Raw genomic sequence first — 24419 nt, forward strand, 5'->3', positions numbered from 1 at the left:
CCCGCGCCGCTCAGGCGCCGACGATCCAGCCTTCGAGCGGATCCATCCGGGCCGGGAGTCCATACCCCGGCCCTTCGCTTTGGGCGCGCTGCTCGCCCCAGGCCGCAAGCATGAGGCACAGCACGGCGTCCAGCGAGTCCCCGCTGCCATCGCAGGCCAGCGCTTCGCGGAGCTCGCTCGGCAAGACGAGGCGTAGGCCCAGCCGCCCTTTTCCGGCCTCCAGATGGGTGATCAGGCGCTGCCGCGCCTCCAGGCGATCGGGCGTCTGTTTGCCGCGCTCGTCGCTCTTGTAGCTTTGCGTGCCGAGCAGGTCACGCGCCACCAGTCCGGGATAGGCCTCCAGCGCGACCTTGGGCGCTCCCGGCATGCCGCCCTGCCCCGGCAACCACGCGCCAGCCGCCAGGAGTCGCGGCACGCCCGCATGCATCATCCAGGCGACCGGGGGATTGATCCACTTCATCGAGGGGCTCGAACCCGCCGGCCTGTCGGTGGCGCGGTGGGCGAATTTGGCCCCCACCGGCCGTGCGGCGCAGAAGGCGATGAATCGCTCGCGCAACTCGGCTCGGCTCCATCCGGCGTAGACCGCCATGCAGGCCGCCCAGTCCAGCGGCCAGCCCTGGGCCAGCACGAACTCCCGCGGCAGGCCGAAGGGAAAGTCGAAACCCCCGACCCACGCCGGCTCGGCGGCGAGGCGGTCGGTCCAGGCGTCCAGCGTCGGAAAGGATTCCAGCGCCTCGACGAGCACCTCGTCGCCATCGCATCGCCCCCAGGCCAGCACGACGGGCTTGCGGCGCGTGGGCGTGCTCGAAAAGTCGCAGCCGACCAGGCGCTTCGCCCGCTGGACTGCCGCCGCGGCAGCGATGACCTTCAGGGCCTGCCGACGATGGCCGCCGTGGCCATCAACTCTTCGAGAAGCGCCAGAGAGACCTTGCCCGAAACGGCATACGGATCAAGCTCCGGGCGCTCGGAATACTTGAGCACCGTGCTCGCGTTGAGCTTGTTGAGGTTGACCTGGCCCATGGTCCAGCCACCGAAGCGGCGCTCCAGGATCTCTTCGTAGTGCAGCAGTGCCACGTCCTTGTGGCGGGGGTCGCGCAGGATCTGCGCATACAGCGTATTCACGGCCATGCGGCCGCCTTCCAGCGCCTGCAGGAACACGCCACCGCCGTAGCAGAGGATGCCGGTGATGCCCGACGCCGTGTTGTGGGTCCGCCCGGTGGACAGGATGCTGTCGAGTGCGGCCGGCGACACGTCGACGGCACGGCTGGCATAGAGAAGGCGCACGAGCATGGCATCACCCCTTGCGTGGAAGCAGCGCGAGGAATTCGCGGCGCAGGTTCGGGTCCTTGAGGAAGACGCCGCGCATGACGGAATTGATCATCTTGCTGTCCGTCTCCTTCACGCCGCGCCACTGCATGCAGAAATGCTCGGCCTCCATCACCAGGGCCAGGCCGTCGGGCTGGGTCTTCTCCTGGATCAGGTCGGCCAGTTGCACCACGGCCTCTTCCTGGATCTGCGGCCGGCCCATCACCCACTCGGCCAGGCGCGCGTACTTGGACAGGCCGATGACGTTGGTGTGCTCGTTCGGCATCACGCCAATCCACAGCTTGCCCATGATCGGGCAGAAGTGGTGGGAGCAGGCACTGCGCACGGTGATCGGGCCGACGATCATCAGCTCGTTCAGCCGCTCGGCATTGGGGAATTCGGTGAGGCTGGGCCCGTGCACATAGCGGCCACGGAACACCTCGTTGAGGTACATCTTGGCCACGCGGCGGGCCGTATTGCCCGTGTTGTGGTCGCTGTCGATGTCGATCACCAGGCTGTGCAGCACATCGCGCATCTTGACCTCGACCTCGTCGAGCAGCGCCTCCAGCTCGCCAGGTTCGATGAACTCGGCGATGTTGTCGTTGGCGTGGAAGCGATGGCGTGCGGCCTTGAGGCGCTCGCGGATCTTGACGGAGACGGGCGTGCCCTCGTCGCTCGCCGCAACGGCGGAACGGTCCTCAGGCTGGGCGGGGATCAACATGGGGCGGAATCGTAACAGCAGGGTTTTTTCATCACGGGCGCGCAGCGCCCAATCCCACGTACCGCCATGGGCCGCTGTGATCCGACCATGGTGCGTCGGGCGTAGCGCACCACGGCTGCCTGCACATTCAGTCCAACGCGAACTCGGCCACCAACGGCAAGTGGTCCGACATGCGGGCCCAGATGCGCCCGCGGGGCACAGACAGCGACACGGGCCGCAGCCCCCGGCCGTAGATGAAGTCCAGTTGCGCCAGCGGCAACCGCGAGGGATAGGTCGCGCAGCGCGGCATCACCAGGTCGACCAGGCCCACGTCGTTCATGGCCGGCCGCATGCGCGCACCCCAGTCATTGAAGTCGCCAGCCACCACCAGCGGCTCGCCGGGCGGCACCTCGCGTTCGACGTAGCGCTGCAGCTGCGCCACCTGCCGCACCCGGCTGCCGCGGATCAGCCCCAGGTGCACGACGATGGCATGCACCGGCTGGCTGCCGAGGGTCACTTCCACGTGCAGCAGGCCGCGCTGTTCGAAGCGGTGGTCGGACATGTCCTCATGGCCATGGCGCACCACCGGCCAGCGCGTGAGCAGCGCATTGCCGTGCTCGCCGTGGCGGGTGTAGGCATTGGTCTCGTAGACGGCCCGGTAGCCCTCGGGGCAGAGGAAGTCGGCCTGCGGCTGCTCCGGCCAGCGGGCGAAGCGGCGTTCGCCCTGGCGGTTGAGCTTGCGCACCTCCTGGAGGCACACCAGGTCGGCGTCGAGCTGCTCGACGGCATGGCCCAGGTTGTGGATCTCCAGCCGCCGCGCCGGGCCCACGCCCTGCACGCCCTTGTGGATGTTGTAGGTGGCCACCCGCAGCGTCGACAGGGCGCCGAACTCGCTTTCAGGCCGGCCGGGGCCGCTCGTGGGATGCGCAGCAGTCATGCGCGAAATTGTGGCAGCAGCAGGATGGCTTCCGCGTTGGAAGGGGAAAAGCAGGTGTCGGCTGCCTCGCGCCAGGGCAGCCATTGCCAGGCATCGTGCTCGCGCGGTGCAAGCACGGGTGTGATGGCCTCGGGCAAGCACAGACCGAAGAGATGCTCGGTGTTGCGCGTCACGCCCGGCCCATAGCGATGCAGCCAGCGCGGGTAAATGTCGTAGACGTTCTCCAGGCCCCAGTCCTGCAGCGCCAGCGGCGTACCCGGGCCGCAACGGATGCCGGTCTCCTCGGACACCTCGCGCGCGGCGGCGGCAGACCAGCTTTCCTCGGGCCAATCCTTGCTACCCGTCACCGACTGCCAGAAGGGCGGCGTGACGCCGGCACGGCGGATGAGCAGCACCTCCAGCGCCGGCGTGTGGATGACCACCAGCACCGACTGCGGGATCTTGAAGGCCGTCGGCGGCATGTCCGTGGCCATGATCGGGAGACGGGGCGCCCGCCCACCGCGGCCCCGCATGTGGGACCGCGTCGGCCGGGCCAGTCCTCAGACCGGTTGCGGGTTGCGCAGGCGGATGTGCAGCTCGCGCAATTGCTTCTCGTCCACGGCGCTCGGCGCCTGCGTCAGCAGGTCCTGCGCACGCTGCGTCTTGGGGAAGGCGATCACGTCGCGGATCGACTCGGCGCCGGTCATCAGCATGACCAGGCGGTCCAGGCCGATGGCGATGCCGCCGTGCGGGGGCGCGCCGTACTGCAGGGCGTCCAGCAGGTAGCCGAACTTGAGCTGCGCGTCCTCGGCCGAGATCTTGAGGGCGCGGAACACCTTGCTCTGCACTTCCTCGCGATGGATACGCACCGAACCGCCACCCATCTCGATGCCGTTGAGCACCATGTCATAGGCCTTGGCCAGGCACTTCTCGGGCGCTGTGTCCATCAGGTCCTCGTGGCCGTCCTTGGGGCTGGTGAACGGATGGTGCACCGCGCTCCAGCGCTGGTTGTCCTCGTCGAACTCGAACATCGGGAAGTCCACCACCCACAGCGGTGCCCAGCGATCCTCGAACAGGCCGTTCTTGCGGCCGAAGGCGCTCTGGCCGATCTTCACGCGCAGCGCGCCGATGGCGTCGTTGACCACCTTGGCCTTGTCGGCGCCGAAGAAGATCAGGTCGCCGTTGCGCGCGCCGGTGCGGGCGATGATCTCGCCCAGGGCGTTGTCGTCCAGGTTCTTCACGATCGGGCTCTGCAGGCCCTCGCGGCCCAGCGACCAGTCGTTGACCTTGATGTAGGCCAGGCCCTTGGCGCCGTAGATCTTGACGAACTCGGTGTAGCCGTCGATGTCGCCGCGCGACAGCCCACCTTCGGCCACGCCGCCGCCGGGCACGCGCAGGGCCACCACGCGGCCGCCGTCCATGTTGGCGGCGCCGGAGAAGACCTTGAACTCCACCCGCTTCATCACCTCGGTGAGCTCGGTGAACTCGAGTTTGACGCGCAGGTCCGGCTTGTCGGAGCCGTACTTGAACATCGCGTCGCCGTAGCTCATGACCGGGAACACGCCCAGGTCGATGTCGGCCACATTGCGGAAGACGTTGCGGATCATGCCCTCGAACATGTCGCGGATCTCGTCCTCGGTGAGGAAGGATGTCTCGATGTCGATCTGCGTGAACTCGGGCTGGCGGTCGGCGCGCAGGTCCTCGTCGCGGAAGCACTTGACGATCTGGTAGTAGCGGTCGTAACCCGACACCATCAGCATCTGCTTGTAGAGCTGGGGCGACTGCGGCAGCGCGTAGAAGGCACCGTCGTGCACGCGGCTGGGCACCAGGTAGTCGCGCGCACCCTCGGGCGTGGACTTGCCCAGCATAGGCGTCTCGATGTCGATGAAGCCGTTGGCGTCGAGGAACTTGCGTGCCTCCATCGTCACCTTGTAGCGCGTCATCATGTTCTTCTGCATCGCGGGGCGGCGCAGGTCGAGCACGCGGTGCGTGAGGCGGGTGGTCTCCGACAGGTTGTCGTCGTCCAGCAGGAAGGGCGGCGTGACGGAGGGATTGAGCACCTTCAGCTCGTGCGCCAGCACCTCGATCTTGCCGCTCTTGAGGCCGTCGTTGGTGGTGCCCTCGGGCCGGGCACGGACGATGCCCTTGACCTGGACGCAGAACTCGTTGCGCAGGCCTTCGGCGGCGGCGAAAGTGGTGGCGCGGTCGGGGTCGCACACCACCTGCACATAGCCTTCGCGGTCGCGCAAGTCGACGAAGATCACGCCGCCATGGTCACGGCGGCGATTGACCCAGCCGCACAGGGTGACGGTTTCGCCCATCAGGGCCTCGGTCACGAGACCGCAGTAGTGAGAACGCATGGCCATGCTTGGATTCCTGCGCCCCGCGCGGGGCGCCTTCTTGTTTGTGATGTCAGGATTGCTTGGTGGGCAGCGCGGCAGGGCCGCCCGGCACCACCACGCCCATCGAGACGATGTACTTCAGCGCCTCGTCGACGCTCATCTTCAGCTCGATGCAGTCGCTGCGCCGGAGCATGACGAAGTAGCCGCCCGTGGGGTTGGGCGTGGTGGGCACGTACACGCCCAGGTAGTCGCCGTGCAGGTGGTTGACCACGTCGCCGCCGGGTGCGCCGGTGACGAAGGCGATGGTCCACATGCCCTCGCGCGGCCATTGCACCAGCACCGCGGTGCGGAAGGCATTGCCGCTTTCGGAGAACAGCGTGTCCGAGACCTGCTTGACGCTGGAGTAGATGGAGCGCACCACCGGGATGCGGCGCACGAGCGCATCACCCCAGCCCAGCAGCCGCTTGCCGATGAAGTTGCTGGCCACGGCGCCGACCGCCAGCAGGATGGCCAGCGTAAGCAGCACGCCCAGGCCGCGGATGCGATGGGCGGACAGCCAGTCCTGCCAGTGCTCGGGCAGCAGCCAGAGCGTCTGATCGAGGGTGCCGACGATCCAGTTGAGCACGCCCAGGGTCACGGCCAGCGGCACGATGACCAGGAGGCCGGAAAGGAGCCACTTGCGCAGGGCGAGCATGGTGCGATGTGCGAGGCGAGGGTCAGTCGGCCTTGGCGGCGGGCGCCGGGGCCGGTGCAGCAGGAGCCGGCGACGCCGCTGCAGGCGCGGCCGCCGGCGCGGGGGCCGCGGCATCGCCGCTGGCGGGGGCTGGAGCCGGTGCGCTGCCGCCGGACTTGCCGGTGTTCGAGCCGCCCTCGCGGAAATCGGTGACGTACCAGCCAGAGCCCTTGAGCTGGAAGCCGGCGGCGGTCAATTGCTTGCTGAACGAGGCCGCACCGCAGGAAGGGCAGACGGTGAGCGGCGCATCCGACATCTTCTGCAGCACATCCTTGGCAAAGCCGCAGGCGCTGCATTTGTAGGCGTAGATGGGCATGGAAAAAGCTGCTGGGGAAGACGTGAAACGGGCGGCCGGCGGCCGCCGCGCAAAGCCCGCGATTATAGGCACCGGCCCCGGGCTTTCCCCAGCCTGGGGTGGCGAGGGCCAGCGCCTGCAGCGCCTTATTCGCCAGCCAGCATCCGGTGCGGCATGCGCCGGTTGGCCACCCACTGCGGCAGCAGGGAACCGACGACCATGCCCGCCGCCGAAGCCAGCACGCCGGCCAGCTGCGCCGGAAACACCTCGCCCCACGGCAGCGCCAGGCCGGCCAGCCAAACGCCGACGCCCAGCAGCACCGCCGCCACGGCGCCCTGAGTGGTGGCCCGGTTCCAGTACAAGCCGAAGACCAGCGGCACGAAGGCGCCGACCAGCGGCACCTGGTAGGCGCCGGACACCAGCTCGTAGATCGAGGTGCCCTGCATGCGGATGGCGTAGGCCAGCACCGCCCCACTGAACACCAGCACGGTGATGCGCATGGTGCGCAGGTTCTCCCGGTCCGTGCCCTGGGGGCGGAACTGGCGCCAGATGTTCTCGGTGAAGGTCACGCTGGGTGCCAGGAGCGTCGCCGACGCGGTGGACTTGATGGCCGACAGCAGCGCCCCGAAGAAGAACACCTGCATGACGAAGGGCATCTTCTCCATCACCAGCGTGGGCAGCACCTTCTGCGGATCCTCCTTGAGCAGCGCCGTGGTCTGCTCGGGCATGATGATCAGCGCGCTCGCCACCAGGAACATGGGCACGGCCGCGAAGAGGATGTAGGCCACGCCGCCGATCACCGGGCCGCGCGTGGCGGCCTTGGTGCTGTTGGCCGACATCACGCGCTGGAACACGTCCTGCTGCGGAATGGAGCCCAGCATCATCGTGATGGCGGCGGCGAAGAAGAAGACGATGTCGTGCCAGCTCGGCTCGGGCCAGAACTTGAAGAGCTCCTTGCTCGCCGCCAGGTCGATCACCTTGTCGGCGCCGCCGGCCATGTTGCCGGCGAAGACCGCGATGATCGACAGGCCCGCCACCAGGATGATCATCTGCACGAAGTCGGTGACGGCCACCGACCACATGCCGCCGAAGAGCGTGTACGCCAGGATGGAGATGACGCCGATCACCATGCCCCAGGGCACGCTCACCGCGCCGCCAGACAGCAGGTTGAACACCAGCCCCAGCGCCGTGACCTGCGCCGACACCCAGCCCAGGTAGCTCAGCATGATGATCAGCGAACACACCACCTCAATGAAACGGCCATAGCGCTCGCGGTAGTAGTCGCTGATGGTCAGCAGCGTCATGCGGTAGAGCTTGCCGGCGAAGAACAGGCCCACCAGGATCAGGCAGGTGCCGGCGCCGAAGGGGTCTTCCACCACGCCGCCCAGGCCGCCCTCGATGAACTTGGCCGGGATGCCCAGCACCGTCTCCGACCCGAACCAGGTGGCGAAGGTGGTGGTCACGATCATGAACAACGGCAGATGCCGGCCGGCGATCGCGAAGTCGGTCGTGTTCTTCACCCGCCGGGCCGCGTACAGGCCGATGCCGATGGTGACCAGCAGGTAGACGATGACCAGTGACAGCAGCACGACGGGTTCTCCTCGATCAAGGCTTGTTGTTGGAACCGGAAAGACGAAAGGGAAATCGCTCAGAGCCAGTGCAGTCGCGGCAGCACCTGCATGACCAGCATGCCCAATACAAATCCCGTGCCACCCCAGATCACGGCCTGCAGCAGCCGGTGGGTGCGCTTGTGGGCCGCGAGCAGTTCTTGCAGTTCGCGACGATCGTCGCCGGGACGCTGCGCCAGGTAGTCGTGCAGCAGGCGCGGCAGCTGCGGCAGCAGCTTGGCGTAGCGCGGGCCCTCGGCCCGCAGCTGCTCCCACAGCTTGCGCGGGCCGATCTGGTCGGCCATCCACTTCTCGAGGAAGGGCTTGGCCGTGGCCCACAGGTCCAGCTCGGGGTCGAGCTGGCGGCCCAGGCCTTCGATGTTGAGCAGCGTCTTCTGCAGCAGCACCAGCTGCGGCTGGATTTCCACATGAAAGCGGCGCGAGGTCTGGAACAGGCGCATCAGCACCATGCCCAGCGAGATCTGCCGCAGCGGCCGGTCGAAGTAGGGCTCGCACACCGTGCGGATGGCGGCCTCCAGTTCGTCGATGCGCGTGCCGGGCGGCACCCAGCCGCTTTCCAGGTGCAGCTCGGCCACGCGCTTGTAGTCGCGGCGGAAGAAGGCGGCGAAGTTCTGCGCCAGGTATTCCTTGTCGGACTCGGTGAGCGTGCCCACGATGCCGAAGTCCAGCGCGATGTAGCGACCGAAGGTCTCGGGCGCCAGGCTCACCTGGATGTTGCCCGGGTGCATGTCGCCGTGGAAGAAGCCGTCGCGGAACACCTGGGTGAAGAAGATGGTCACGCCGTCGCGGGCCAGCTTCTTGATGTCCACGCCGGCCGCACGGATGCGGTCGAGCTGGGCGATGGGCACGCCCTTCATGCGCTCCATCACCATCACTTCGGGATGGCACCAGTCCCAGAACATCTCGGGGATCAGGAGCATGTCGAGCTTGGCCATGTTGCGGCGCAGCTGGGCGGCATTGGCGGCCTCGCGCACCAGGTCCAGCTCGTCGTGCAGGTACTTGTCGAACTCGGCCACCACCTGCCGCGGCTTCAGCCGCTTGCCGTCGGCCGACAGGCCCTCGACCCAGCCGGCCATCATGGCCATCAGCTCCAGGTCCTTGTCGATGACCTTGCGCATGCCAGGGCGCAGCACCTTGACGGCGACTTCGCGCAGGCTGCCGTCGGGCAGGCGCAGGGTGGCGAAGTGCACCTGCGCGATGGAGGCACTCGCCACCGGCGTGGTGTCGAACTGCTCGAAGATCTCGGCAATGGGCCGGCGGAAGGCACGCTCGATGGTCGCCACGGCAATGGCCGAGTCGAAGGGCGGCACACGATCCTGCAGCCAGGCGAGCTCGTCGGCGATGTCGGGCGGCAGCAGGTCGCGCCGCGTGGACAGCACCTGGCCGAACTTGACGAAGATCGGGCCCAGGCTTTCGAGTGCCTCGCGCAGGCGCTGGCCACGCGGTGCTTCCAGGCGCCGACCCAGCGTCAGGATGCGCGCCAGCCGGCGGATCAGCGGATTCTGGAAGCTGGTGAGGACGAGCTCGTCCAGGCCGTAGCGCAGCGCGACCCAGACGATGAAGAAGCCGCGGGCGATGCGCCTCATTCGGCGCTGCCGCCGGAAGACCGCGGCCGTGCGGCGCGGTCCACGAACTGGCGCAGCGCGCCGGCCACCTTGCGGGCCGCATTGCCCACGGCGTGGGCTGGCGCATCGCCGATCAGGCGCGCCAGGTCGTCCTCGACGTCCCAGCGTACGTGGTCGACCAGCCAGTTGACCTCGGCCGCGAGCTGCACGTCGCCTTCGATCTCGACCTTGGGCTTGTCGCCGCGCAACTGGGCGCCGGCCAGGGCGAAGGGCGAGGTCTCGGTGATGGTCAGCGTCAGATCAGGCAGGGCCGCCTCGGGCGCCACGTCGAGCAGGCCGGCCGGCGTGGCGACCAGGCGCATGTGCATCGTGCGCCAGCGGAAGAGCACCACCCGCCCCTTCTGCCGCGCCAGGCGATCCTGCGCCTCGGGCTCCTGCTGCAGCACGTGATTCAGGAAGAGCACGGCACGGTGCTGGACCTCGTGGATGGCCCAGGCGGGCGGCTGCAGGCGCTCGCCGATGCGCTCGAACAGCGATTCCACGAAAGCAAATGGGGACGATGGTGTGACCATGTCCCCATTATCTGGTGGCGGGCCGCTGCCGAAGCAGAAACCCGGACCCGTCCCACGGGCCAATACGTCTTATTGAAGCGCCTGCACGCCAGCCACGAGCCAGCCGCCGCCATGGGCAGGCTTGCTCATGTTCCAGACCTCGCGGAAGGGGCTGGGGCCGGCCGAGTCGTCCTCGCGGATCATGCCGGAGAACTCCACGCTGGCGAGGTAGACGTCCGGCATCTCCTCGATGCCCAGCAGCTTGGCATCGAGCATCACCACTTCCGTCTTGTTGGGACGGCCGCCGGAGCTGCGCTCGCGCTCCTCCAGCTGGGTGCGGATCTCTTCGACCATGCTGTCGGTCATCATGGAACGCAGCGCCGGGATGTCGGCACGGTCCCAGGCATGCTGCAGCGTCACGAAATTGCGCTTGGCCGCAGCCAGGAAGCCCTCCGCATCGAAGCCGTCCGGCACGCCCCAGCCCTGGGCCCCTTGGAGGGCCGAGCCGATGCTCACGCCGGTCGCACCGGCCAGGGTCGAAGCCGACCCTGCGTTGCCACCCGCGGCCGAGCCGTCGAAGGCCGCCTGCTGACGCTCCCACGGGCGCGCCGATGCGTCGTTGCCGACGTTGTTCGGGCTGTAGCTGCGCGGCATGCTGGGCGAGCCGGCTGCACCGGCGCCCTGCATGGCCAGTTGGCCAGCGGCGCCGCGCGAGCGGTTGCTCAGCACGCGCCAGATCACCACGGCAGCAAGGACCAGCAGCGCGATCAGCAGGAAGTTGCCGAAGGCGGCGCCCAGGCCCAGCGAATTGGCCAGCCAGGCCAGGCCCAGGCCGGCTGCGATGCCCCCCAGGATGCCCGCCCAGGGCCGCTTGGGCGCTGCCTGCGCCGCGCCAGCCGGCGTGCCCGGCCTGGCGGCGGGCGCCGCGTTGGTCGCGTTCTGGGTCGGGGCGCCCGGTGCGGCCGTCGGCGCGGCCTCACGCTGCGTCACGTTGTTGGACTGCCGCCCCATCGACTTGCCCCCACCGAGCCGCTTGGCGTCGGCGTCCAGGCTCACGACGGCCATCGACGCACACACCAGCAGCACGGCCCACAGATTTCGCTTCATCGTCCAGTCTCCTTCCGGATACGAAACATCAGTTTCAGATCGACTCGTAGTTCTCTTGTTGTGTGAATAGCGAGCACGCCACTCCCCTTGCACCTGACGGCCGCATGCAATGCGGCCGGGCCGGTCAGCCCCTCAGCACTTGATTCCAACATGCAGGGCGACCACGCCCCCCGTCATGTTGTGATAGTCCACATGTCCGAAACCGCCCTCTTTCATGAGGGTCTTGAGCGACTCCTGATCCGGATGCATCCGGATGGACTCGGCCAGGTAACGGTAGCTGGCGTCGTCGCCCGCCACCGCCTTGCCCAGGCGCGGCAGCACGTTGAAGGAATACCAGTCGTAGGCCTTGCGCAGCGGCTGGGCCACCTGCGAGAACTCCAGCACCAGCAGCTTGCCGCGCGGACGCAGGACGCGGTTCATCTCCTTGAGCGCCGCGTCCTTGTGCGTCATGTTGCGCAGGCCGAAGGCCACGGTGACGACGTCGAAATGGTTGTCGGGGAAGGGCAGCTTCTCGGCATCGCAGACCGTGGTGGGCAGCACCACGCCGGCATCGAGCAGGCGCTCGCGGCCGGTGCGCAGCATGGCCTCGTTGATGTCCGTGTGCACCACCTGGCCGCTGCGGCCGACCTTCTTGGCGAAGGCCAGCGCGAGGTCGCCCGTGCCGCCCGCGATGTCCAGCACCTTGGAGCCTTCGCGCACATTCGCGACCATCACGGTGTACGCCTTCCATGCCCGGTGCAGGCCCATGGACATGAGGTCGTTCATCAGGTCGTAGCGCGGGGCCACGGAATCGAACACGCCGCGCACGCGGCGCGCCTTGTCGCTTTCGTCGACGGTCTCGAAACCGAAGTGGGTGGAACTCATGGGTCCGATGTTAGGCGGATCGCCCGGCCTTCCGGCCGACGACCCTTGACATGCGGCGGACATTCGCGCAAAGCGCGAAGCGCCCGGCGCTCAGGACGGACTGCAGGTGGAGGGGCCCGACTTGGGCATGGGCGCATCGCGATCGGCACCGGCCTCGACGATGCGACGCTCGTACTCGGCCCAGTGCTCGGCCTGGCGCGCGCCCAGGTCGTACAGCAGGTCCCACGAGTAGATGCCGCTCTCGTGCCCGTCGCTGAAGAGCGGCTGCACGGCATAGTGGCCCACCAGTTGCAGGTCGACGATCTCGACCTCGCGTTTGCCGGTCTGCAGGATCTCCTGGCCCGGCCCGTGGCCCTTCACCTCGGCCGAGGGCGAGTTGATGCGCAGCAGTTCGTAGGGGATGCGGAACACCGCGCCATCGGAAAAGCCCACTTCCAGCACGCGCGACTGCGCATGCAGAGTGATGGATTCGGGCGTCGGTGCGCCGGGCGTCAGACCTGCCATGCGGGGAATTCCTTGCTCATGATCAACGGAGGGCGAGCGCGGCCACCATGGCCGACTCCGCCGCAGGCAGACGGGCCTGTACGCCCTGCTCGCGCACCATGTCGCGCGCCCGGCGCGCCTCCGCCCAGACGGGCGAGGGGAAGTGGCTGTCCCAGTCGAAGCGGGAGATCACGTGCCAGTGCAGGTGCGGGACCATGTTGCCGAGCGTGGCCACGTTCATCTTGGCGGGCGCCAGCGCATCGCGCAGCGCACGCTCCACGGCCACCACCACCCGCATGCATTCGGCACGCTCGTCGTCGGACAGGTCGGAGAACTCCGCCACATGCGCCGTCCAGACCACGCGGTAGAAGGCCGGAAAGCCCGCCTCTTGCGCATGGATCACGCGCCACTGCGCGCCCTCGGCGACCACACGGCCGCCGGGCTCGGCGCACAGTGGGCAGCCCGCCAACGCGCTCACACCAGCACCCGCTCGATGCCACCCGCGTTGGCGGCCGACACGTACTCGGGCATCCAGTTCTCGCCCAGGATGCGGCGCGCCATCTCGACCACGATGTAGTCGGCTTCGAGCAGGCCGTTGTTCAGGTCATTGCCGTAGCGCGACAGGCCCTGCAGGCAGCTGGGGCAGCTGGTGAGGATCTTCACGTCGCCCTGCGCCGGCAGCGCATGGGTGGCGCGCAGCGCGGCCTCGCCCTTCTTCAGCTCCTCTTCCTTGCGGAAGCGGATCTGCGTGGAGATGTCGGGCCGCGTCACGCCGAGCGTGCCCGACTCGCCGCAGCAGCGATCGCTCTTGAGCACCTGGTCGCCTACCAGCGACTTGACCGTCTTCATCGGGTCCTGCAGCTTCATGGGCGTGTGGCAGGGGTCGTGGTAGAGGTAGGCGGCGGCGTTGGCCTCGAGCTTGATGCCCTTCTCCAGCAGGTATTCGTGGATGTCGATGATCCGGCAGCCGGGGAAGATCTTGTCGAACTGGTAGCCCTGCAGCTGGTCGTAGCAGGTGCCGCAGCTGACCACCACGGTCTTGATGTCCAGGTAGTTGAGCGTGTTGGCGACGCGGTGGAACAGCACCCGGTTGTCGGTGATCATCTGCTCGGCCTTGTCGAACTGGCCCGAGCCGCGCTGCGGATAGCCGCAGCACAGGTAGCCCGGCGGCAGCACCGTCTGCACGCCCGCATGCCACAGCATGGCCTGCGTCGCCAGGCCCACCTGCGAGAACAGCCGCTCCGAGCCGCAGCCCGGGAAGTAGAAGACCGCCTCGGTCTCGGGCGTCGTGGCCTTGGGGTCGCGGATGATCGGGACGTAGTCGGCGTCCTCGATGTCCAGCAGCGCGCGGGCCGTCTTCTTGGGCAGGCCGCCGGGCATCTTCTTGTTGACGAAGTGGATGACCTGTTCCTTGATCGGCGCCGCGCCCAGGCTGGCGGGCGGATGCGCGGTCTGCTTCTTGGCGGCGGGACGCAGCAGGTCGTTGGCCAGGCGCTGGGCCTTGAAGCCCACTTCCACCATGCCGGTGCGCATGGCCTTGATGGTCGACGGATTGGTCGCGTTGAGGAAGAACATGGCCGCCGCGTTGCCGGGGCGGAAGCTCTTCTGGCCCATCTTGCGCAGCAGGTTGCGCATGTTCATCGACACGTCGCCGAAGTCGATCTTCACCGGGCAGGGCGTGAGGCACTTGTGGCAGACCGTGCAGTGGTCGGCCACGTCCTCGAACTCCTGCCAGTGCTGGATCGACACGCCGCGGCGCGTCTGCTCCTCGTACAGGAAGGCCTCCACCAGCAGCGAGGTGGCGAGGATCTTGTTGCGCGGGCTGTAGAGCAGGTTGGCGCGCGGCACATGGGTGGCGCACACCGGCTTGCACTTGCCGCAGCGCAGGCAGTCCTTGACCGAGTCGGCGATGGCGCCGATGTCGGACTGCTGCATGATGATCGACTCGTGCCCCATCAACCCGAAGCTGGGCGTGTAGGCATTGGTCAGGTCGGCATGGCGGGCGTCGGCCGGGGCCGCATCGCCGCGCAGCAGCTTGCCCTTGTTGAAGCGGCCTTCAGGGTCGACTTGCTGCTTGTACTGCGCGAAGGGCGCCAGCTCCTCGTCCGAGAGGAACTCCAGCTTGGTGATGCCGATGCCGTGCTCGCCCGAGATCACGCCGTCCAGGCTGCGCGCGAGCTTCATGATGCGCTCCACGGCCTCGTGCGCCGTCTGCAGCATCTCGTAGTCGTCGCTGTTGACGGGGATGTTGGTGTGCACGTTGCCGTCGCCGGCATGCATGTGCAGCGCCACCCACACGCGGCCCTTGAGCACGCGCTTGTGGATGGCCTCACACTCGGCCAGGATGGGCGCAAATTCGCTGCCACCGAAGATCTTGGCCAGCGGGGCGCGGATCTCGGTCTTCCAGCTGGCGCGCAGCGCATGGTCCTGCAGCTGCGGGAACAGCGCTTCCACGTCCCCCAACCAGCTCTGCCAGCGGCCGCGCACCTCGCGCACCAGCGCCACGGCTTGCTGCACGCGGCCTTCCAGCAGCTCGGCGGCCGGGATCTCGTGCGCGTCGTCGCTCTTGCCCAGCGGCAGGTTGCCGCGCGACAGGAAGGCTTCCAGCTCGTGCGTCAGGCGAATCTTGTTGCGCAGCGACAGCTCGATGTTGATGCGATCGATGCCGTCGGTGTACTCGGCCATCCGCGGCAGCGGGATCACCACGTCCTCGTTGATCTTGAAGGCGTTGGTGTGGCGGCTGATGGCCGCGGTGCGCTTGCGGTCCAGCCAGAACTTCTTGCGCGCCTCGGGGCTGATGGCGATGAAGCCTTCGCCCGAGCGCGAGTTGGCGATGCGCACCACCTCGCTGGTGACGCGGGCCACCGCATCGGCATCGTCGCCGCTGATGTCGCCGAAGAGCACCATCTTGGGCAGGCCGCCGCCGTGCTTCTTGCTCTTGGTGGCGTAGCCCACGGCCTTGAGATAGCGGTCGTCCAGGTGCTCCAGGCCCGCCAGCAGCACGCCCGAACGCTTCTGCTCGGCAAACATGAAGTCCTTGATCTCGACGATCGAGGGCACCGCGTCCTTGGCATTGCCGAAGAACTCCAGGCAGACGGTGCGGGTGTGGGCCGGCATGCGGTGCACCACCCAGCGGCAGCTGGTAATCAGGCCGTCGCAGCCTTCCTTCTGGATGCCGGGCAGGCCGGCCAGGAACTTGTCGGTGACGTCTTTGCCCAGGCCTTCCTTGCGGAAGGTGCGGCCGGGAATCTCCAGGCGTTCGGTGCGCAGCGGCGTGCGGCCATCGGCGGCGAAGTACTGGAGCTCGAAGACGGCGCTGTCGACGTCATGGATCTTGCCCAGGTTGTGGCCCAGGCGTGTGACTTCGAGCCACTCGGCCTGCGGCGTGACCATGCGCCAGGAGGCCAGGTTGTCCAGCGCCGTGCCCCACAGCACGGCCTTCTTGCCGCCCGCATTCATGGCCACGTTGCCGCCCACGCAGGAGGCCTCGGCCGAGGTCGGGTCGACCGCGAAGACGAAGCCTGCGCGTTCGGCCGCATCGGCCACGCGCTGCGTGACGACGCCGGCCTCGGTCCAGATGGTGGGCACCGGGCCGTCCAGGCCCGGCAGGTTCACCATCTCGACCTCGGTCATGGCCTCGAGCTTCTCGGTGTTGATCACCACGCTCTTCCAGGTCAGCGGGATGGCGCCGCCGGTGTAACCGGTGCCGCCCCCGCGCGGGATGATGGTGAGCCCGAGCTCGATGCAGGCGGCCACCAGCGCGGCCATCTCGGCCTCGGTGTCGGGCACCAGCACGACGAAGGGGTATTCGACCCGCCAGTCGGTGGCGTCGGTCACATGGGCCACGCGCGAGAGGCCGTCGAACTTGATGTTGTCGCGCGCCGTGCAGCGGCGCAGCACGCGCTGGGCCTTCTGGCGCAGGGCCGCGAGTTCGTCGAAGTGGGCAGAGAAGCCGTCGATGGCCTGCTGCACCAGCACCAGCAGCTCGCCCACCAGCGTGTCGCGCTGGGCGTCGTCCTGCGGCGTGCGGCGGCGCTGCACCTCGGTCAGGCGGTGGCGCAGGGCCTCGACCAGCTGGCCGCGGCGGCGCGGGTTGTCCAGCAGGTCATCCACCAGGTAGGGGTTGCGCTGCACCACCCAGATGTCGCCCAGCACCTCGTACAGCATGCGGGCGGAGCGGCCCGTGCGGCGCTCGTCACGCAGGCTCTGCAGCAGCTCCCAGGCCCGGCTGCCGAGCAGCCGGATCACGATCTCGCGGTCGGAGAAGCTGGTGTAGTTGTACGGAATCTCGCGCAGACGCGCCGGCTCGGCGGCCTGCGACAGCAGCGCATTGAGCGCGGTCGGGGCATTCATCGGGGGAAGGCGCCACGGCAGGGCGCCTCGCGCCCTTGAACCGGGGGGCGGATTTTAGTCGGCGAGGCCGGCGCTAGCGGGGAGCCGGGTCATCCTGACCGGCGCCTGCGCCGCGCTCCTCGTCGCACAGGGCCTGCGCAAGCACGGACTCGATGCGCGCCAGGCGTTCCGGCTTCAGCCCCTGCAATTGCGCAAGCGCGATGCGCCGCTCCCTGAGCAGCCACACGAACAACAACTCCAGCCGGGGATAGCGGTAGTCGTACTTGTCGCTGATCTCCCGCCGCCGGCGATGGAGCAGTTCCTGCAAGTCCCACAACTCATCGGCCGTGGACAGGGTCGCCGCAGTTTCCCGGACCTGCGCGATCAGGTCGGCGAGTTCGGATTGCAGCGCCGCGTCGAAGACGCTCCGCGCGATCTTCTTTTCCGTGGGGGACCAAGAACTGCCGTGCAACATGCGATCACCATAACCGGGTTTGCACCGCGCGCTCAACTCCGTGTGCTCCACGCGGCGCATCACGCCCCGTCGGGGCGTTCGCTGGGGAGGGAGGCATTCGCAGGCGCGTCGTGCGGTTGAACCAGGGGGCATTGCAGTCGCCGCTCTACCCCGGCGCTCTCGCGAGGCCACTGAGGGTGGGCAGTGCCGGCCGGGCGGCTAGACGGTGATCTCGATCCGATTGCCCTCCGGATCGAGCACGACGCTTTCGTAGTAGCCGTCGCCCGTACGCCTCGGGCCATCGAGCAACGGCGAGCCACGACGCTGTAGCTCCCGGGTCAGCGCGTCGACCCGGGCCTCGCTGCCCACGGCCATGGCCAGATGGGTAAGCCCCATGCGCTGGCTGCCAGGTGCGGACGCAATGGGCGCGAGGATGGTCGTGGTCATGAACTCGATGCGCGCGCCGTCCTCGAAGACCACGAAGCGGGACGCGAATCCCTTCGTGAGGTTCTGGTACAGCGGCCCAGGCTGTCCGCCGAAGGCCTCCGAATAGAAGGCGCACATGGCGTCCAGGTCGTTCACCCAAAGGGCAACGTGATCGATGCGTGGCATAGGACTGGAGAAGGAAGCGACGGTCGCGGACAACGGATTTTCAAGCCCTGTCGTTGTCCGCGAACACCGCACCGCGGGCGGCGAGCAGTTCACGCAGCACCGAGCGATGACAGCGGCTCTCATGCTCGCAGTAGCAGCCCACGGACAGGTTGGCGTCGCGCGACAGGACCGCCAGCAGGTCGAGCGACTGCTGGGCCTCCGGTGTGTTCAGCTCCGCCTTGAATTTGCGGACGAAAGCGGACCATTGCTGCGGCGTCTCGGCCTCGCGCCCCTGCTTCATGGTGTCGGCCGAGGGCGCCAGGACCGGGAACCAGACGTCGTACCAGTTGCCCGACGCAAAGGCCGCCTTGGGCACACCGCGAGGCGGGCGGCGGACGGTTCCGATGCGCGTGCCTTCGTCGGCGGCACGCGGCGATCCCAACTGAACGACTCGAAGCGGCATGGACGCTCCCGGCAATGACAAGGGGCGCCATCGTACGGCCACCCGCGGCAGACAGGCTGGACATCAGCCGAAGCTTTGGCAGCGTGGCATGCGGGCCCCGAGAGGCCCGGCGGCTCAAGCCAAGGCAGGCCGCGAAGCCGTGACTAGAACAGCACCCGGCTCTTGATCGTCCCCGGCACCTTGGCCAGCGCCTCGTGCGCCACGTCGGACGAGGCGGCGTCCACATCGGTCACCACGTAGCCCACCTTGTCGTTGGTCTGCAGGTACTGCGCCGCGATGTTGATATGGTGGTCGGCAAAGACCTGGTTCACCGCCGACAGCACGCCGGGCACGTTGCGGTGGATGTGCAGCAGACGGTGCTTGCCCGGGTGCGCCGGCAGCGCCACTTCGGGAAAGTTGACCGAGCGTGTGGTGGTGCCGTTGTCGCTGTAGCGCACCAGCTTCTCCGCCACCTCGACGCCGATGTTGGCCTGGGCCTCCATGGTCGAGCCGCCGATGTGCGGCGTGAGGATCACGTTGTCCAGCCCGCGCAGCGCCGACTGGAACTCGTCCTTGTTGCTCTTGGGCTCCTTGGGGAAGACGTCGATGGCAGCGCCCAGCAGCCGGCGCTCGCGCAGGGCCGCGGCCAGCGCCTCGATGACCACCACCGTACCGCGCGAGGCATTGATGAGGATGGCGCCCGGCTTCATGGCCGCGAGCTCGGCCTCGCCAATCATCCATTGCGTGGAAGGCAGCTCGGGCACATGCAGGCTCACGATGTCGGACTGGGCCAGCAGTTCTTCAAGGCTGCGGGCCTGGCGCGCATTGCCCAGCGGCAGCTTGGCCACCACGTCGTGAAAGACCACATGCATGCCCAGTGCCTCGGCCAGCACCGACAGCTGCGCGCCGATGGACCCATAGCCCACGATGCCCAGCGTCTTGCCGCGGATCTCGAAGGCGTTGTCGGCGGTCTTGAGCCAGCCGCCGCGATGGGCCGCCGCGTTCTTCTCGGGCACCCCGCGCAGCAGCAGGATGGCCTCCGCCAGCACCAGCTCGGCCACCGAGCGGGTGTTGGAGTACGGTGCGTTGAACACGGCCACGCCGTGCTCGCGCGCCGCGTCCAGGTCGATCTGGTTGGTGCCGATGCAGAAGGCCCCGACGGCCACCAGCTTGGGCGCCGCCGCGAACACTTCGGCCGTGAGCTGGGTGCGCGAGCGGATACCCAGGAAGTGCACGTCGGCCAGGCGGGCCTTGAGCTCTTCGCCTTCGAGCGCACCGGGCAGCACCTCCACCTGGGTGTAGCCGGAGGCCTGCAGCAGTTCGACCGCGGAGGGATGGATGCCTTCCAGCAACAGGAACTTGATCTTGGCCTTGTCCAGCGAGGTGGTCTTCGTCATGCCCGGCATCAACACGTTTGTCAAAACGGTCGAGTATGGTTCAAGCCTGCTGCACCGCCGCAGCGCGGCCGGCCCGCCCCGGCCGCAAAAAGGGTTTCCCCGCTTGAGCATGGACCGCCTGCCATGCGACAACCCGCCGTCACGCTGTCACAGAACAGCCATAGTCTCTTCACTTTTGTCATTCGCATCCAGGAGTCTTCATGCGATTCACGCAACTTGCTGCAGCCGCCACCGTGGCCGTCATGGCCGCCGTTCCGGCGCACGCACAGACCGAGATCCAGTGGTGGCACGCCATGAGCGGCCCGCTGGGCGAGTGGGTCAACGACCTCGCCAAGCAGTACAACGAAAGTCAGAAGGAATACAAGGTCGTGCCCACCTTCAAGGGCACCTATGACGAGTCGATGACGGCCGCCATTGCCGCCTTCCGCTCGGGCAATGCGCCGCACATCCTGCAGGTCTTCGAAGTGGGCACCGCCACCATGATGGCCTCCAAGGCCGCCATCAAGCCGGTCGCCGAGGTGATGAAGGAAAGCGGCGTGAGCTTCGATCCCAAGGCCTACATCCCCGCCGTGGCCGGCTACTACACCGCGCCCAACGGCCAGATGCTGAGCCTGCCCTTCAACAGCTCGACGACGATCTTCTACTACAACAAGGACGCCTTCAAGGCGGCCGGTCTCGACCCCGAGAAGGCGCCCAAGACCTGGCCTGAGGTCGTCGCCGCCGCCGCCAAGCTCAAGGCCAGCGGCCACAAGTGCCCCTTCACCACCAGCTGGATCAGCTGGACGCAGCTGGAGAGCTTCTCGACCTGGCACAACACGCTGTTCGCGACGCGCAACAACGGCTTCGGCGGCACCGACGCACGTCTGGCCTTCAACTCGCCGCTGCATGTGCGCCACTTCGAGAACCTGGCCAACATGGCCAAGCAGGGCCTGTTCGTCTACAAGGGCCGCGGCAACGTGCCGGACGCCGCCTTCCCGGCCGGCGAGTGCGCCATGATGACGGGCTCGTCGGGCCTGTATGCCCGCGTGGCCAAGGACGCCAAGTTCGCCTATGGCCTGTCCACCCTGCCCTACTACCCCGACGTCGAAGGTTCGCCGCAGAACACCGTGATCGGCGGCGCCAGCCTGTGGGTCATGGCCGGCAAGAAGCCCGCCGAATACAAGGGCGTGGCGGACTTCTTCAAGTTCCTGTCCAACGCCGACGTGCAATCGGCCAGCCACAAGCGCACCGGCTACCTTCCGATCACCCTGGCCGCCTACGAGCTGACCGAGAAGTCGGGCTTCTACAAGGAGAAGCCGGGCACCGATGTGGCCGTGACGCAGATGATCCGCAAGACCACCGACAAGTCGCGCGGCATCCGCCTGGGCAACTTCGTGCAGATCCGCACCATCATCGACGAGGAAACCGAACAGATCTGGTCGGGCAAGAAGAGCGCCAAGGAAGCGCTGGACGCCGCGGTGCAACGTGGCAACGAGCAGCTGGAGCGTTTCCAGAAGGCGAACCGGAGCTGATGCCCTCCGCCCGGCTCGCGGCATGCCAGCGGCCTTCGCCTGCCCGTCCCAACCGGCGGGCAGTCGAGCTGCCGGCAAGCTGACACCGCAGTAGACTCGCACGCCCGCGCTGACGCCAGCCGGGCGTTTTCGTTTTCAGAGCCCCATGGAAAAACGCGTCCTCTTCCGATCCTCCTGGCTGCCCTGGGTGCTCATCGCGCCGCAGATGGCGGTGATCCTGGTCTTCTTCTTCTGGCCCGCCAGCCAGGCAGTGCTGCAGTCGATGCAGAGCGAGGACGCCTTCGGCACGTCGACCGTGTTCGTGGGGCTGGAGAACTTCCAGCACCTGTTCCAGGACCCGGCCTACATCGAGTCCTTCAAGGTCACGGCCATCTTCTCGGTGCTGGTGGCCGGCTGCGGCATCGCGCTGTCGCTGGTGCTGGCCATCTTTGCCGACCGCATCCTGCGCGGGGCGCTGGCATACAAGACCTTCCTGATCATTCCCTATGCCGTGGCACCCGCCGTGGCGGGGGTGCTCTGGGTGTTCATGTTCTCGCCCTCCATCGGCGTCGTGGCCTACGGCCTGCGCAAGATGGGCTACGACTGGAACCACCTGATCAACTCCAACCAGGCGCTGTCGCTGATCGTGGTCGCGGCGGTGTGGAAGCAGATCTCCTACAACTTCCTGTTCTTCCTGGCCGGCCTGCAGTCGATACCGAAGGCGCTGATCGAGGCGGCCTCCATCGACGGCGCCGGGCCGCTGCGACGCTTCTGGACCATCCAGTTCCCGCTGCTGTCGCCCACCACCTTCTTCCTGCTCGTGATCAACGTGGTGTATGCCTTCTTCGACACCTTCGCGCTGGTGCATGCCACCACCGAGGGCGGCCCGGGGCGCGACACGGCCATCCTGGTCTACAAGGTCTGGCATGACGGCTTCCGCGCGCTCGACCTCGGCGGCTCGGCCGCGCAGTCGGTGGTGCTGATGCTGATCGTGGTTGCGCTGACGGTGGTGCAGTTCCGCTACGTCGAGAAGAAGGTGCAGTACTGATGATGAGGCCCGCCCCCAGTCTTCGCGCACTTCGTGTCGCTTCGCCACCCCCCTCACGGGGGCACACCCAGCGGCCTGGCGAAGCCAGTTCCGCGGGTGCCGCGCGCGTGGCCTGCTCCGCGGCCTTCGGAATCCTGACCCACCTGCTGGAGTCGCATCATGGTTGAGCGCCGCCCGGGCCTGACGGTCCTTTCGCATGTGGTGCTCCTGCTGGGCATCCTGATCATCGCCTTCCCGATCTACCTGGCCTTCGTGGCCTCGACGCACACGCGCGACGAGATCGTGCAGGTGCCCATGCCGCTCACGCCCGGCAAGCACCTGATCGAGAACTACACCGCCGCCCTCACCGGCACCGCCGAGACGCAGGGATCCAAGGCGGCCGTGGGTCGCATGATGTGGGTGAGCCTGGTCACGGCACTGGTGATCGCTATCGGCAAGATCGCCATCTCGCTGCTGTCGGCCTTCGCCATCGTGTACTTCCGCTTCCCGTTCAAGAAGCTCGTCTTCTGGATGATTTTCGTGACGCTGATGTTGCCGGTGGAGGTGCGCATCCTGCCCACCTACAAGGTCCTGTCGGACCTCAACATGCTCAACACCTATGCGGGCCTGACGGTGCCGCTGATCGCCTCGGCCACGGCCACCTTCCTGTTCCGGCAGTTCTTCCTGTCGGTGCCGGACGAGTTGGTCGAGGCAGCGCGCATCGATGGCGCGGGACCGATGCGCTTCTTCAAGGACGTGCTGGTGCCGCTGTCGCAGACCTCGATCGCGGCGCTGTTCGTCATCCAGTTCATCTACGGCTGGAACCAGTACCTCTGGCCGCTGCTGGCCACGACCACCGAGGACATGTATCCGGTGGTGATCGGCATCAAGCGGATGATCGCCAGCGGCGATGCGGCCAACGACTGGAACATCATCATGGCCACGGCGATCCTGGCGCTGCTGCCGCCGGCCGTGGTGGTGGTGCTGATGCAGAAGTGGTTCGTCAAGGGCCTCGTCGACACCGAGAAATGAGCCCACCCCCGTTTCTTGCTCACTTCGTGTAGCCGAATCCCCCCTCAAGGGGGCGACACCGACGGCCCGGCGGAGCCGGTTCCGTGGTGTCTCCCGCCTGCAGCGGGCCACCTCCAACGTTGCAACCTATTTCCAGTTCTTTTATGTCCGGTATTTCCCTTCGCAACGTCATCAAGCGCTACGGCAAGGGTGCCAAGGCCAATCAGGTCATCCATGGGGTGTCGGCCGACATCCGGGATGGCGAGTTCGTCGTCATCGTGGGGCCTTCGGGCTGCGGCAAGTCCACGCTGCTGCGCATGGTGGCAGGGCTGGAGGAGATCTCCGCCGGCGAGATCGCCATCGGCGGGCGGGTGGTCAACGACGTGGAGCCGGCGAAGCGGGACATCGCGATGGTGTTCCAGAACTATGCGCTCTACCCGCACATGACCAACTTCGACAACATGGCCTATGGATTGCGCATCCAGGGCGTGCCGAAGGACGAGATCAAGACCCGGGTCGACAAGGCCGCCAAGATCCTCGAACTGGGCCACCTGCTGGAGCGCAAGCCGCGCGAGCTGTCGGGCGGCCAGCGCCAGCGCGTGGCCATGGGCCGCGCCATCGTGCGCCAGCCGCAGGTCTTTCTGTTCGACGAGCCGCTGTCCAACCTGGACGCCAAGCTGCGCGCCCAGACCCGCCTGGAGATCCAGAAGCTGCACCGCGAGCTGGGCATCACCTCGCTCTTCGTCACGCACGACCAGGTCGAGGCCATGACGCTGGCCCAGCGCATCATCGTGATGAACGGCGGCGTGATGGACCAGTTCGCCACGCCCGAAGAGGTCTACCACCGGCCGGCCACCACCTTCGTCGCCAGCTTCATCGGCTCGCCGCCCATGAACCTGCTGAAGAACGCGCCGGGCGTGCCGAGCGGCAAGATCCTCGGCATCCGCCCCGAGCACATCGCGCCGCACGATTCGGGCTGGACCGTGAACGTCGAACAGGTCGAGCTGCTGGGCGCCGAGCGACTGGTCTATGGCCGCATCGGCGACGAGCAGATCGTGATGCGCACCGATGCCGACAAGCCCGCGCCCAAGGTCGGCGACACGCTGCGGCTGGGCGCGAGTGAAGAGCGGCTGCACTGGTTCGACGCCGGCTCGGGAAAAAGACTGGAGTAACACCCCCATGCCGC

The 24419-nt window shown here is 67.5% G+C and carries 24 protein-coding genes; 4 read left to right on the forward strand and 20 right to left on the reverse strand.

Features of this window, described 5'->3' with window-relative positions; translation table 11 throughout:
* Positions 1 to 10: 10 nt before the first annotated feature.
* The 20 genes from DFR41_RS11800 to serA form a co-directional block, all read right to left on the reverse strand.
* Positions 11 to 778, reverse strand: a complete 768-nt coding sequence (locus DFR41_RS11800) for a DUF429 domain-containing protein (RefSeq protein ID WP_244917721.1) — start codon at positions 776 to 778, stop codon at positions 11 to 13.
* A gap of 89 nt (positions 779 to 867) precedes the next feature.
* Complete coding sequence (locus DFR41_RS11805) at positions 868 to 1290, reverse strand: BLUF domain-containing protein (RefSeq protein WP_114802828.1); 423 nt, start codon at positions 1288 to 1290, stop codon at positions 868 to 870.
* A 4-nt stretch (positions 1291 to 1294) separates the two neighbouring features.
* The gene (gene folE / locus DFR41_RS11810) at positions 1295 to 2026 is read right to left on the reverse strand and encodes a GTP cyclohydrolase I (RefSeq protein ID WP_017761755.1); all 732 of its coding nucleotides are present in this window, start codon (positions 2024 to 2026) and stop codon (positions 1295 to 1297) included.
* Between the two features lie 127 nt (positions 2027 to 2153).
* Positions 2154 to 2942: an endonuclease/exonuclease/phosphatase family protein gene (locus DFR41_RS11815; protein ID WP_017761754.1), complete on the reverse strand. Its 789-nt coding sequence runs from the start codon at positions 2940 to 2942 to the stop codon at positions 2154 to 2156.
* Positions 2939 to 3415 carry a dihydroneopterin triphosphate diphosphatase gene (gene nudB / locus DFR41_RS11820; RefSeq protein WP_017761753.1) on the reverse strand — a complete coding sequence of 159 codons (477 nt, stop codon included), beginning with the start codon at positions 3413 to 3415 and terminating at the stop codon, positions 2939 to 2941. The genes DFR41_RS11815 and nudB overlap by 4 nt, the downstream gene beginning before the upstream one ends.
* Positions 3416 to 3481: 66 nt before the next feature.
* Entirely contained in the window at positions 3482 to 5287 is a 1806-nt protein-coding gene (aspS, locus tag DFR41_RS11825) for an aspartate--tRNA ligase (RefSeq protein WP_017761752.1), read from the reverse strand.
* Positions 5288 to 5333: 46 nt separating this feature from the next.
* Positions 5334 to 5957: a DUF502 domain-containing protein gene (locus DFR41_RS11830; protein ID WP_114802829.1), complete on the reverse strand. Its 624-nt coding sequence runs from the start codon at positions 5955 to 5957 to the stop codon at positions 5334 to 5336.
* 22 nt (positions 5958 to 5979) lie between these two features.
* Positions 5980 to 6312: an FmdB family zinc ribbon protein gene (locus tag DFR41_RS11835; protein ID WP_114802830.1), complete on the reverse strand. Its 333-nt coding sequence runs from the start codon at positions 6310 to 6312 to the stop codon at positions 5980 to 5982.
* A 125-nt stretch (positions 6313 to 6437) separates the two neighbouring features.
* On the reverse strand, positions 6438 to 7880 hold the full coding sequence (locus DFR41_RS11840; protein WP_017758790.1) for a high affinity choline transporter 1: 1443 nt from the start codon (positions 7878 to 7880) through the stop codon (positions 6438 to 6440).
* Positions 7881 to 7939: 59 nt separating this feature from the next.
* Entirely contained in the window at positions 7940 to 9505 is a 1566-nt protein-coding gene (gene ubiB, locus DFR41_RS11845; RefSeq protein ID WP_017758789.1) for a ubiquinone biosynthesis regulatory protein kinase UbiB, read from the reverse strand.
* Complete coding sequence (locus DFR41_RS11850; RefSeq protein WP_043116427.1) at positions 9502 to 10056, reverse strand: ubiquinone biosynthesis accessory factor UbiJ; 555 nt, start codon at positions 10054 to 10056, stop codon at positions 9502 to 9504. Before DFR41_RS11850 ends, ubiB begins: the two co-directional genes overlap by 4 nt.
* Before the next feature lie 69 nt (positions 10057 to 10125).
* Entirely contained in the window at positions 10126 to 11142 is a 1017-nt protein-coding gene (locus tag DFR41_RS11855) for a Tim44 domain-containing protein (protein WP_114802831.1), read from the reverse strand.
* 132 nt (positions 11143 to 11274) lie between these two features.
* Positions 11275 to 12006: a bifunctional demethylmenaquinone methyltransferase/2-methoxy-6-polyprenyl-1,4-benzoquinol methylase UbiE gene (ubiE, locus tag DFR41_RS11860; RefSeq protein ID WP_017761574.1), complete on the reverse strand. Its 732-nt coding sequence runs from the start codon at positions 12004 to 12006 to the stop codon at positions 11275 to 11277.
* 90 nt (positions 12007 to 12096) lie between these two features.
* Entirely contained in the window at positions 12097 to 12510 is a 414-nt protein-coding gene (locus tag DFR41_RS11865) for a gamma-butyrobetaine hydroxylase family protein (protein ID WP_114802832.1), read from the reverse strand.
* 22 nt (positions 12511 to 12532) lie between these two features.
* Entirely contained in the window at positions 12533 to 12967 is a 435-nt protein-coding gene (locus tag DFR41_RS11870; protein WP_114802833.1) for an HIT family protein, read from the reverse strand.
* Entirely contained in the window at positions 12964 to 16842 is a 3879-nt protein-coding gene (locus DFR41_RS11875) for a DUF3683 domain-containing protein (protein ID WP_114802834.1), read from the reverse strand. The genes DFR41_RS11870 and DFR41_RS11875 overlap by 4 nt, the downstream gene beginning before the upstream one ends.
* Positions 16843 to 16915: 73 nt before the next feature.
* Entirely contained in the window at positions 16916 to 17296 is a 381-nt protein-coding gene (locus DFR41_RS11880; RefSeq protein WP_052383767.1) for a hypothetical protein, read from the reverse strand.
* A gap of 198 nt (positions 17297 to 17494) precedes the next feature.
* Positions 17495 to 17887, reverse strand: coding sequence for a VOC family protein (locus DFR41_RS11885; RefSeq protein ID WP_043117454.1), 393 nt, complete (start codon positions 17885 to 17887; stop codon positions 17495 to 17497).
* Positions 17888 to 17927: 40 nt separating this feature from the next.
* Positions 17928 to 18329: a DUF488 domain-containing protein gene (locus DFR41_RS11890; RefSeq protein ID WP_043117451.1), complete on the reverse strand. Its 402-nt coding sequence runs from the start codon at positions 18327 to 18329 to the stop codon at positions 17928 to 17930.
* 143 nt (positions 18330 to 18472) lie between these two features.
* Positions 18473 to 19705 (reverse strand): phosphoglycerate dehydrogenase, encoded by a 1233-nt coding sequence (serA, locus tag DFR41_RS11895; RefSeq protein WP_114802871.1) that lies wholly within the window; start codon positions 19703 to 19705, stop codon positions 18473 to 18475.
* Positions 19706 to 19905: 200 nt separating this feature from the next.
* Between serA and ugpB the strand changes: the two genes are divergently transcribed.
* The 4 genes from ugpB (at position 19906) to DFR41_RS11915 (ending at position 24405) form a co-directional block, all read left to right on the forward strand.
* On the forward strand, positions 19906 to 21216 hold the full coding sequence (gene ugpB / locus DFR41_RS11900) for a sn-glycerol-3-phosphate ABC transporter substrate-binding protein UgpB (RefSeq protein ID WP_114802835.1): 1311 nt from the start codon (positions 19906 to 19908) through the stop codon (positions 21214 to 21216).
* A gap of 145 nt (positions 21217 to 21361) precedes the next feature.
* Entirely contained in the window at positions 21362 to 22243 is an 882-nt protein-coding gene (gene ugpA, locus DFR41_RS11905) for a sn-glycerol-3-phosphate ABC transporter permease UgpA (protein ID WP_114802836.1), read from the forward strand.
* A gap of 159 nt (positions 22244 to 22402) precedes the next feature.
* Positions 22403 to 23254 carry a sn-glycerol-3-phosphate ABC transporter permease UgpE gene (gene ugpE / locus DFR41_RS11910; protein ID WP_017759313.1) on the forward strand — a complete coding sequence of 284 codons (852 nt, stop codon included), beginning with the start codon at positions 22403 to 22405 and terminating at the stop codon, positions 23252 to 23254.
* A 143-nt stretch (positions 23255 to 23397) separates the two neighbouring features.
* Complete coding sequence (locus tag DFR41_RS11915; protein ID WP_114802837.1) at positions 23398 to 24405, forward strand: sn-glycerol-3-phosphate import ATP-binding protein UgpC; 1008 nt, start codon at positions 23398 to 23400, stop codon at positions 24403 to 24405.
* Positions 24406 to 24419: the final 14 nt, after the last annotated feature.

This window comes from Pseudacidovorax intermedius (assembly GCF_003350475.1).
Classification (GTDB): Bacteria; Pseudomonadota; Gammaproteobacteria; order Burkholderiales; family Burkholderiaceae_C; genus Xenophilus; species Xenophilus intermedius.

Coding starts and splice junctions, on each gene's coding strand:
- DFR41_RS11805 (WP_114802828.1), bottom strand. CDS start 1,290: ATGCTCGTGCGCCTTCTCTATGCCAGCCGTGCCGTCGACGTGTCGCCG.
- folE (WP_017761755.1), bottom strand. CDS start 2,026: ATGTTGATCCCCGCCCAGCCTGAGGACCGTTCCGCCGTTGCGGCGAGC.
- DFR41_RS11815 (WP_017761754.1), bottom strand. CDS start 2,942: ATGACTGCTGCGCATCCCACGAGCGGCCCCGGCCGGCCTGAAAGCGAG.
- nudB (WP_017761753.1), bottom strand. CDS start 3,415: ATGGCCACGGACATGCCGCCGACGGCCTTCAAGATCCCGCAGTCGGTG.
- aspS (WP_017761752.1), bottom strand. CDS start 5,287: ATGGCCATGCGTTCTCACTACTGCGGTCTCGTGACCGAGGCCCTGATG.
- DFR41_RS11830 (WP_114802829.1), bottom strand. CDS start 5,957: ATGCTCGCCCTGCGCAAGTGGCTCCTTTCCGGCCTCCTGGTCATCGTG.
- DFR41_RS11835 (WP_114802830.1), bottom strand. CDS start 6,312: ATGCCCATCTACGCCTACAAATGCAGCGCCTGCGGCTTTGCCAAGGAT.
- ubiB (WP_017758789.1), bottom strand. CDS start 9,505: ATGAGGCGCATCGCCCGCGGCTTCTTCATCGTCTGGGTCGCGCTGCGC.
- DFR41_RS11850 (WP_043116427.1), bottom strand. CDS start 10,056: ATGGTCACACCATCGTCCCCATTTGCTTTCGTGGAATCGCTGTTCGAG.
- DFR41_RS11855 (WP_114802831.1), bottom strand. CDS start 11,142: ATGAAGCGAAATCTGTGGGCCGTGCTGCTGGTGTGTGCGTCGATGGCC.
- ubiE (WP_017761574.1), bottom strand. CDS start 12,006: ATGAGTTCCACCCACTTCGGTTTCGAGACCGTCGACGAAAGCGACAAG.
- DFR41_RS11865 (WP_114802832.1), bottom strand. CDS start 12,510: ATGGCAGGTCTGACGCCCGGCGCACCGACGCCCGAATCCATCACTCTG.
- DFR41_RS11875 (WP_114802834.1), bottom strand. CDS start 16,842: ATGAATGCCCCGACCGCGCTCAATGCGCTGCTGTCGCAGGCCGCCGAG.
- DFR41_RS11880 (WP_052383767.1), bottom strand. CDS start 17,296: ATGTTGCACGGCAGTTCTTGGTCCCCCACGGAAAAGAAGATCGCGCGG.
- DFR41_RS11885 (WP_043117454.1), bottom strand. CDS start 17,887: ATGCCACGCATCGATCACGTTGCCCTTTGGGTGAACGACCTGGACGCC.
- DFR41_RS11890 (WP_043117451.1), bottom strand. CDS start 18,329: ATGCCGCTTCGAGTCGTTCAGTTGGGATCGCCGCGTGCCGCCGACGAA.
- serA (WP_114802871.1), bottom strand. CDS start 19,705: ATGACGAAGACCACCTCGCTGGACAAGGCCAAGATCAAGTTCCTGTTG.
- ugpB (WP_114802835.1), top strand. CDS start 19,906: ATGCGATTCACGCAACTTGCTGCAGCCGCCACCGTGGCCGTCATGGCC.
- ugpA (WP_114802836.1), top strand. CDS start 21,362: ATGGAAAAACGCGTCCTCTTCCGATCCTCCTGGCTGCCCTGGGTGCTC.
- ugpE (WP_017759313.1), top strand. CDS start 22,403: ATGGTTGAGCGCCGCCCGGGCCTGACGGTCCTTTCGCATGTGGTGCTC.
- DFR41_RS11915 (WP_114802837.1), top strand. CDS start 23,398: ATGTCCGGTATTTCCCTTCGCAACGTCATCAAGCGCTACGGCAAGGGT.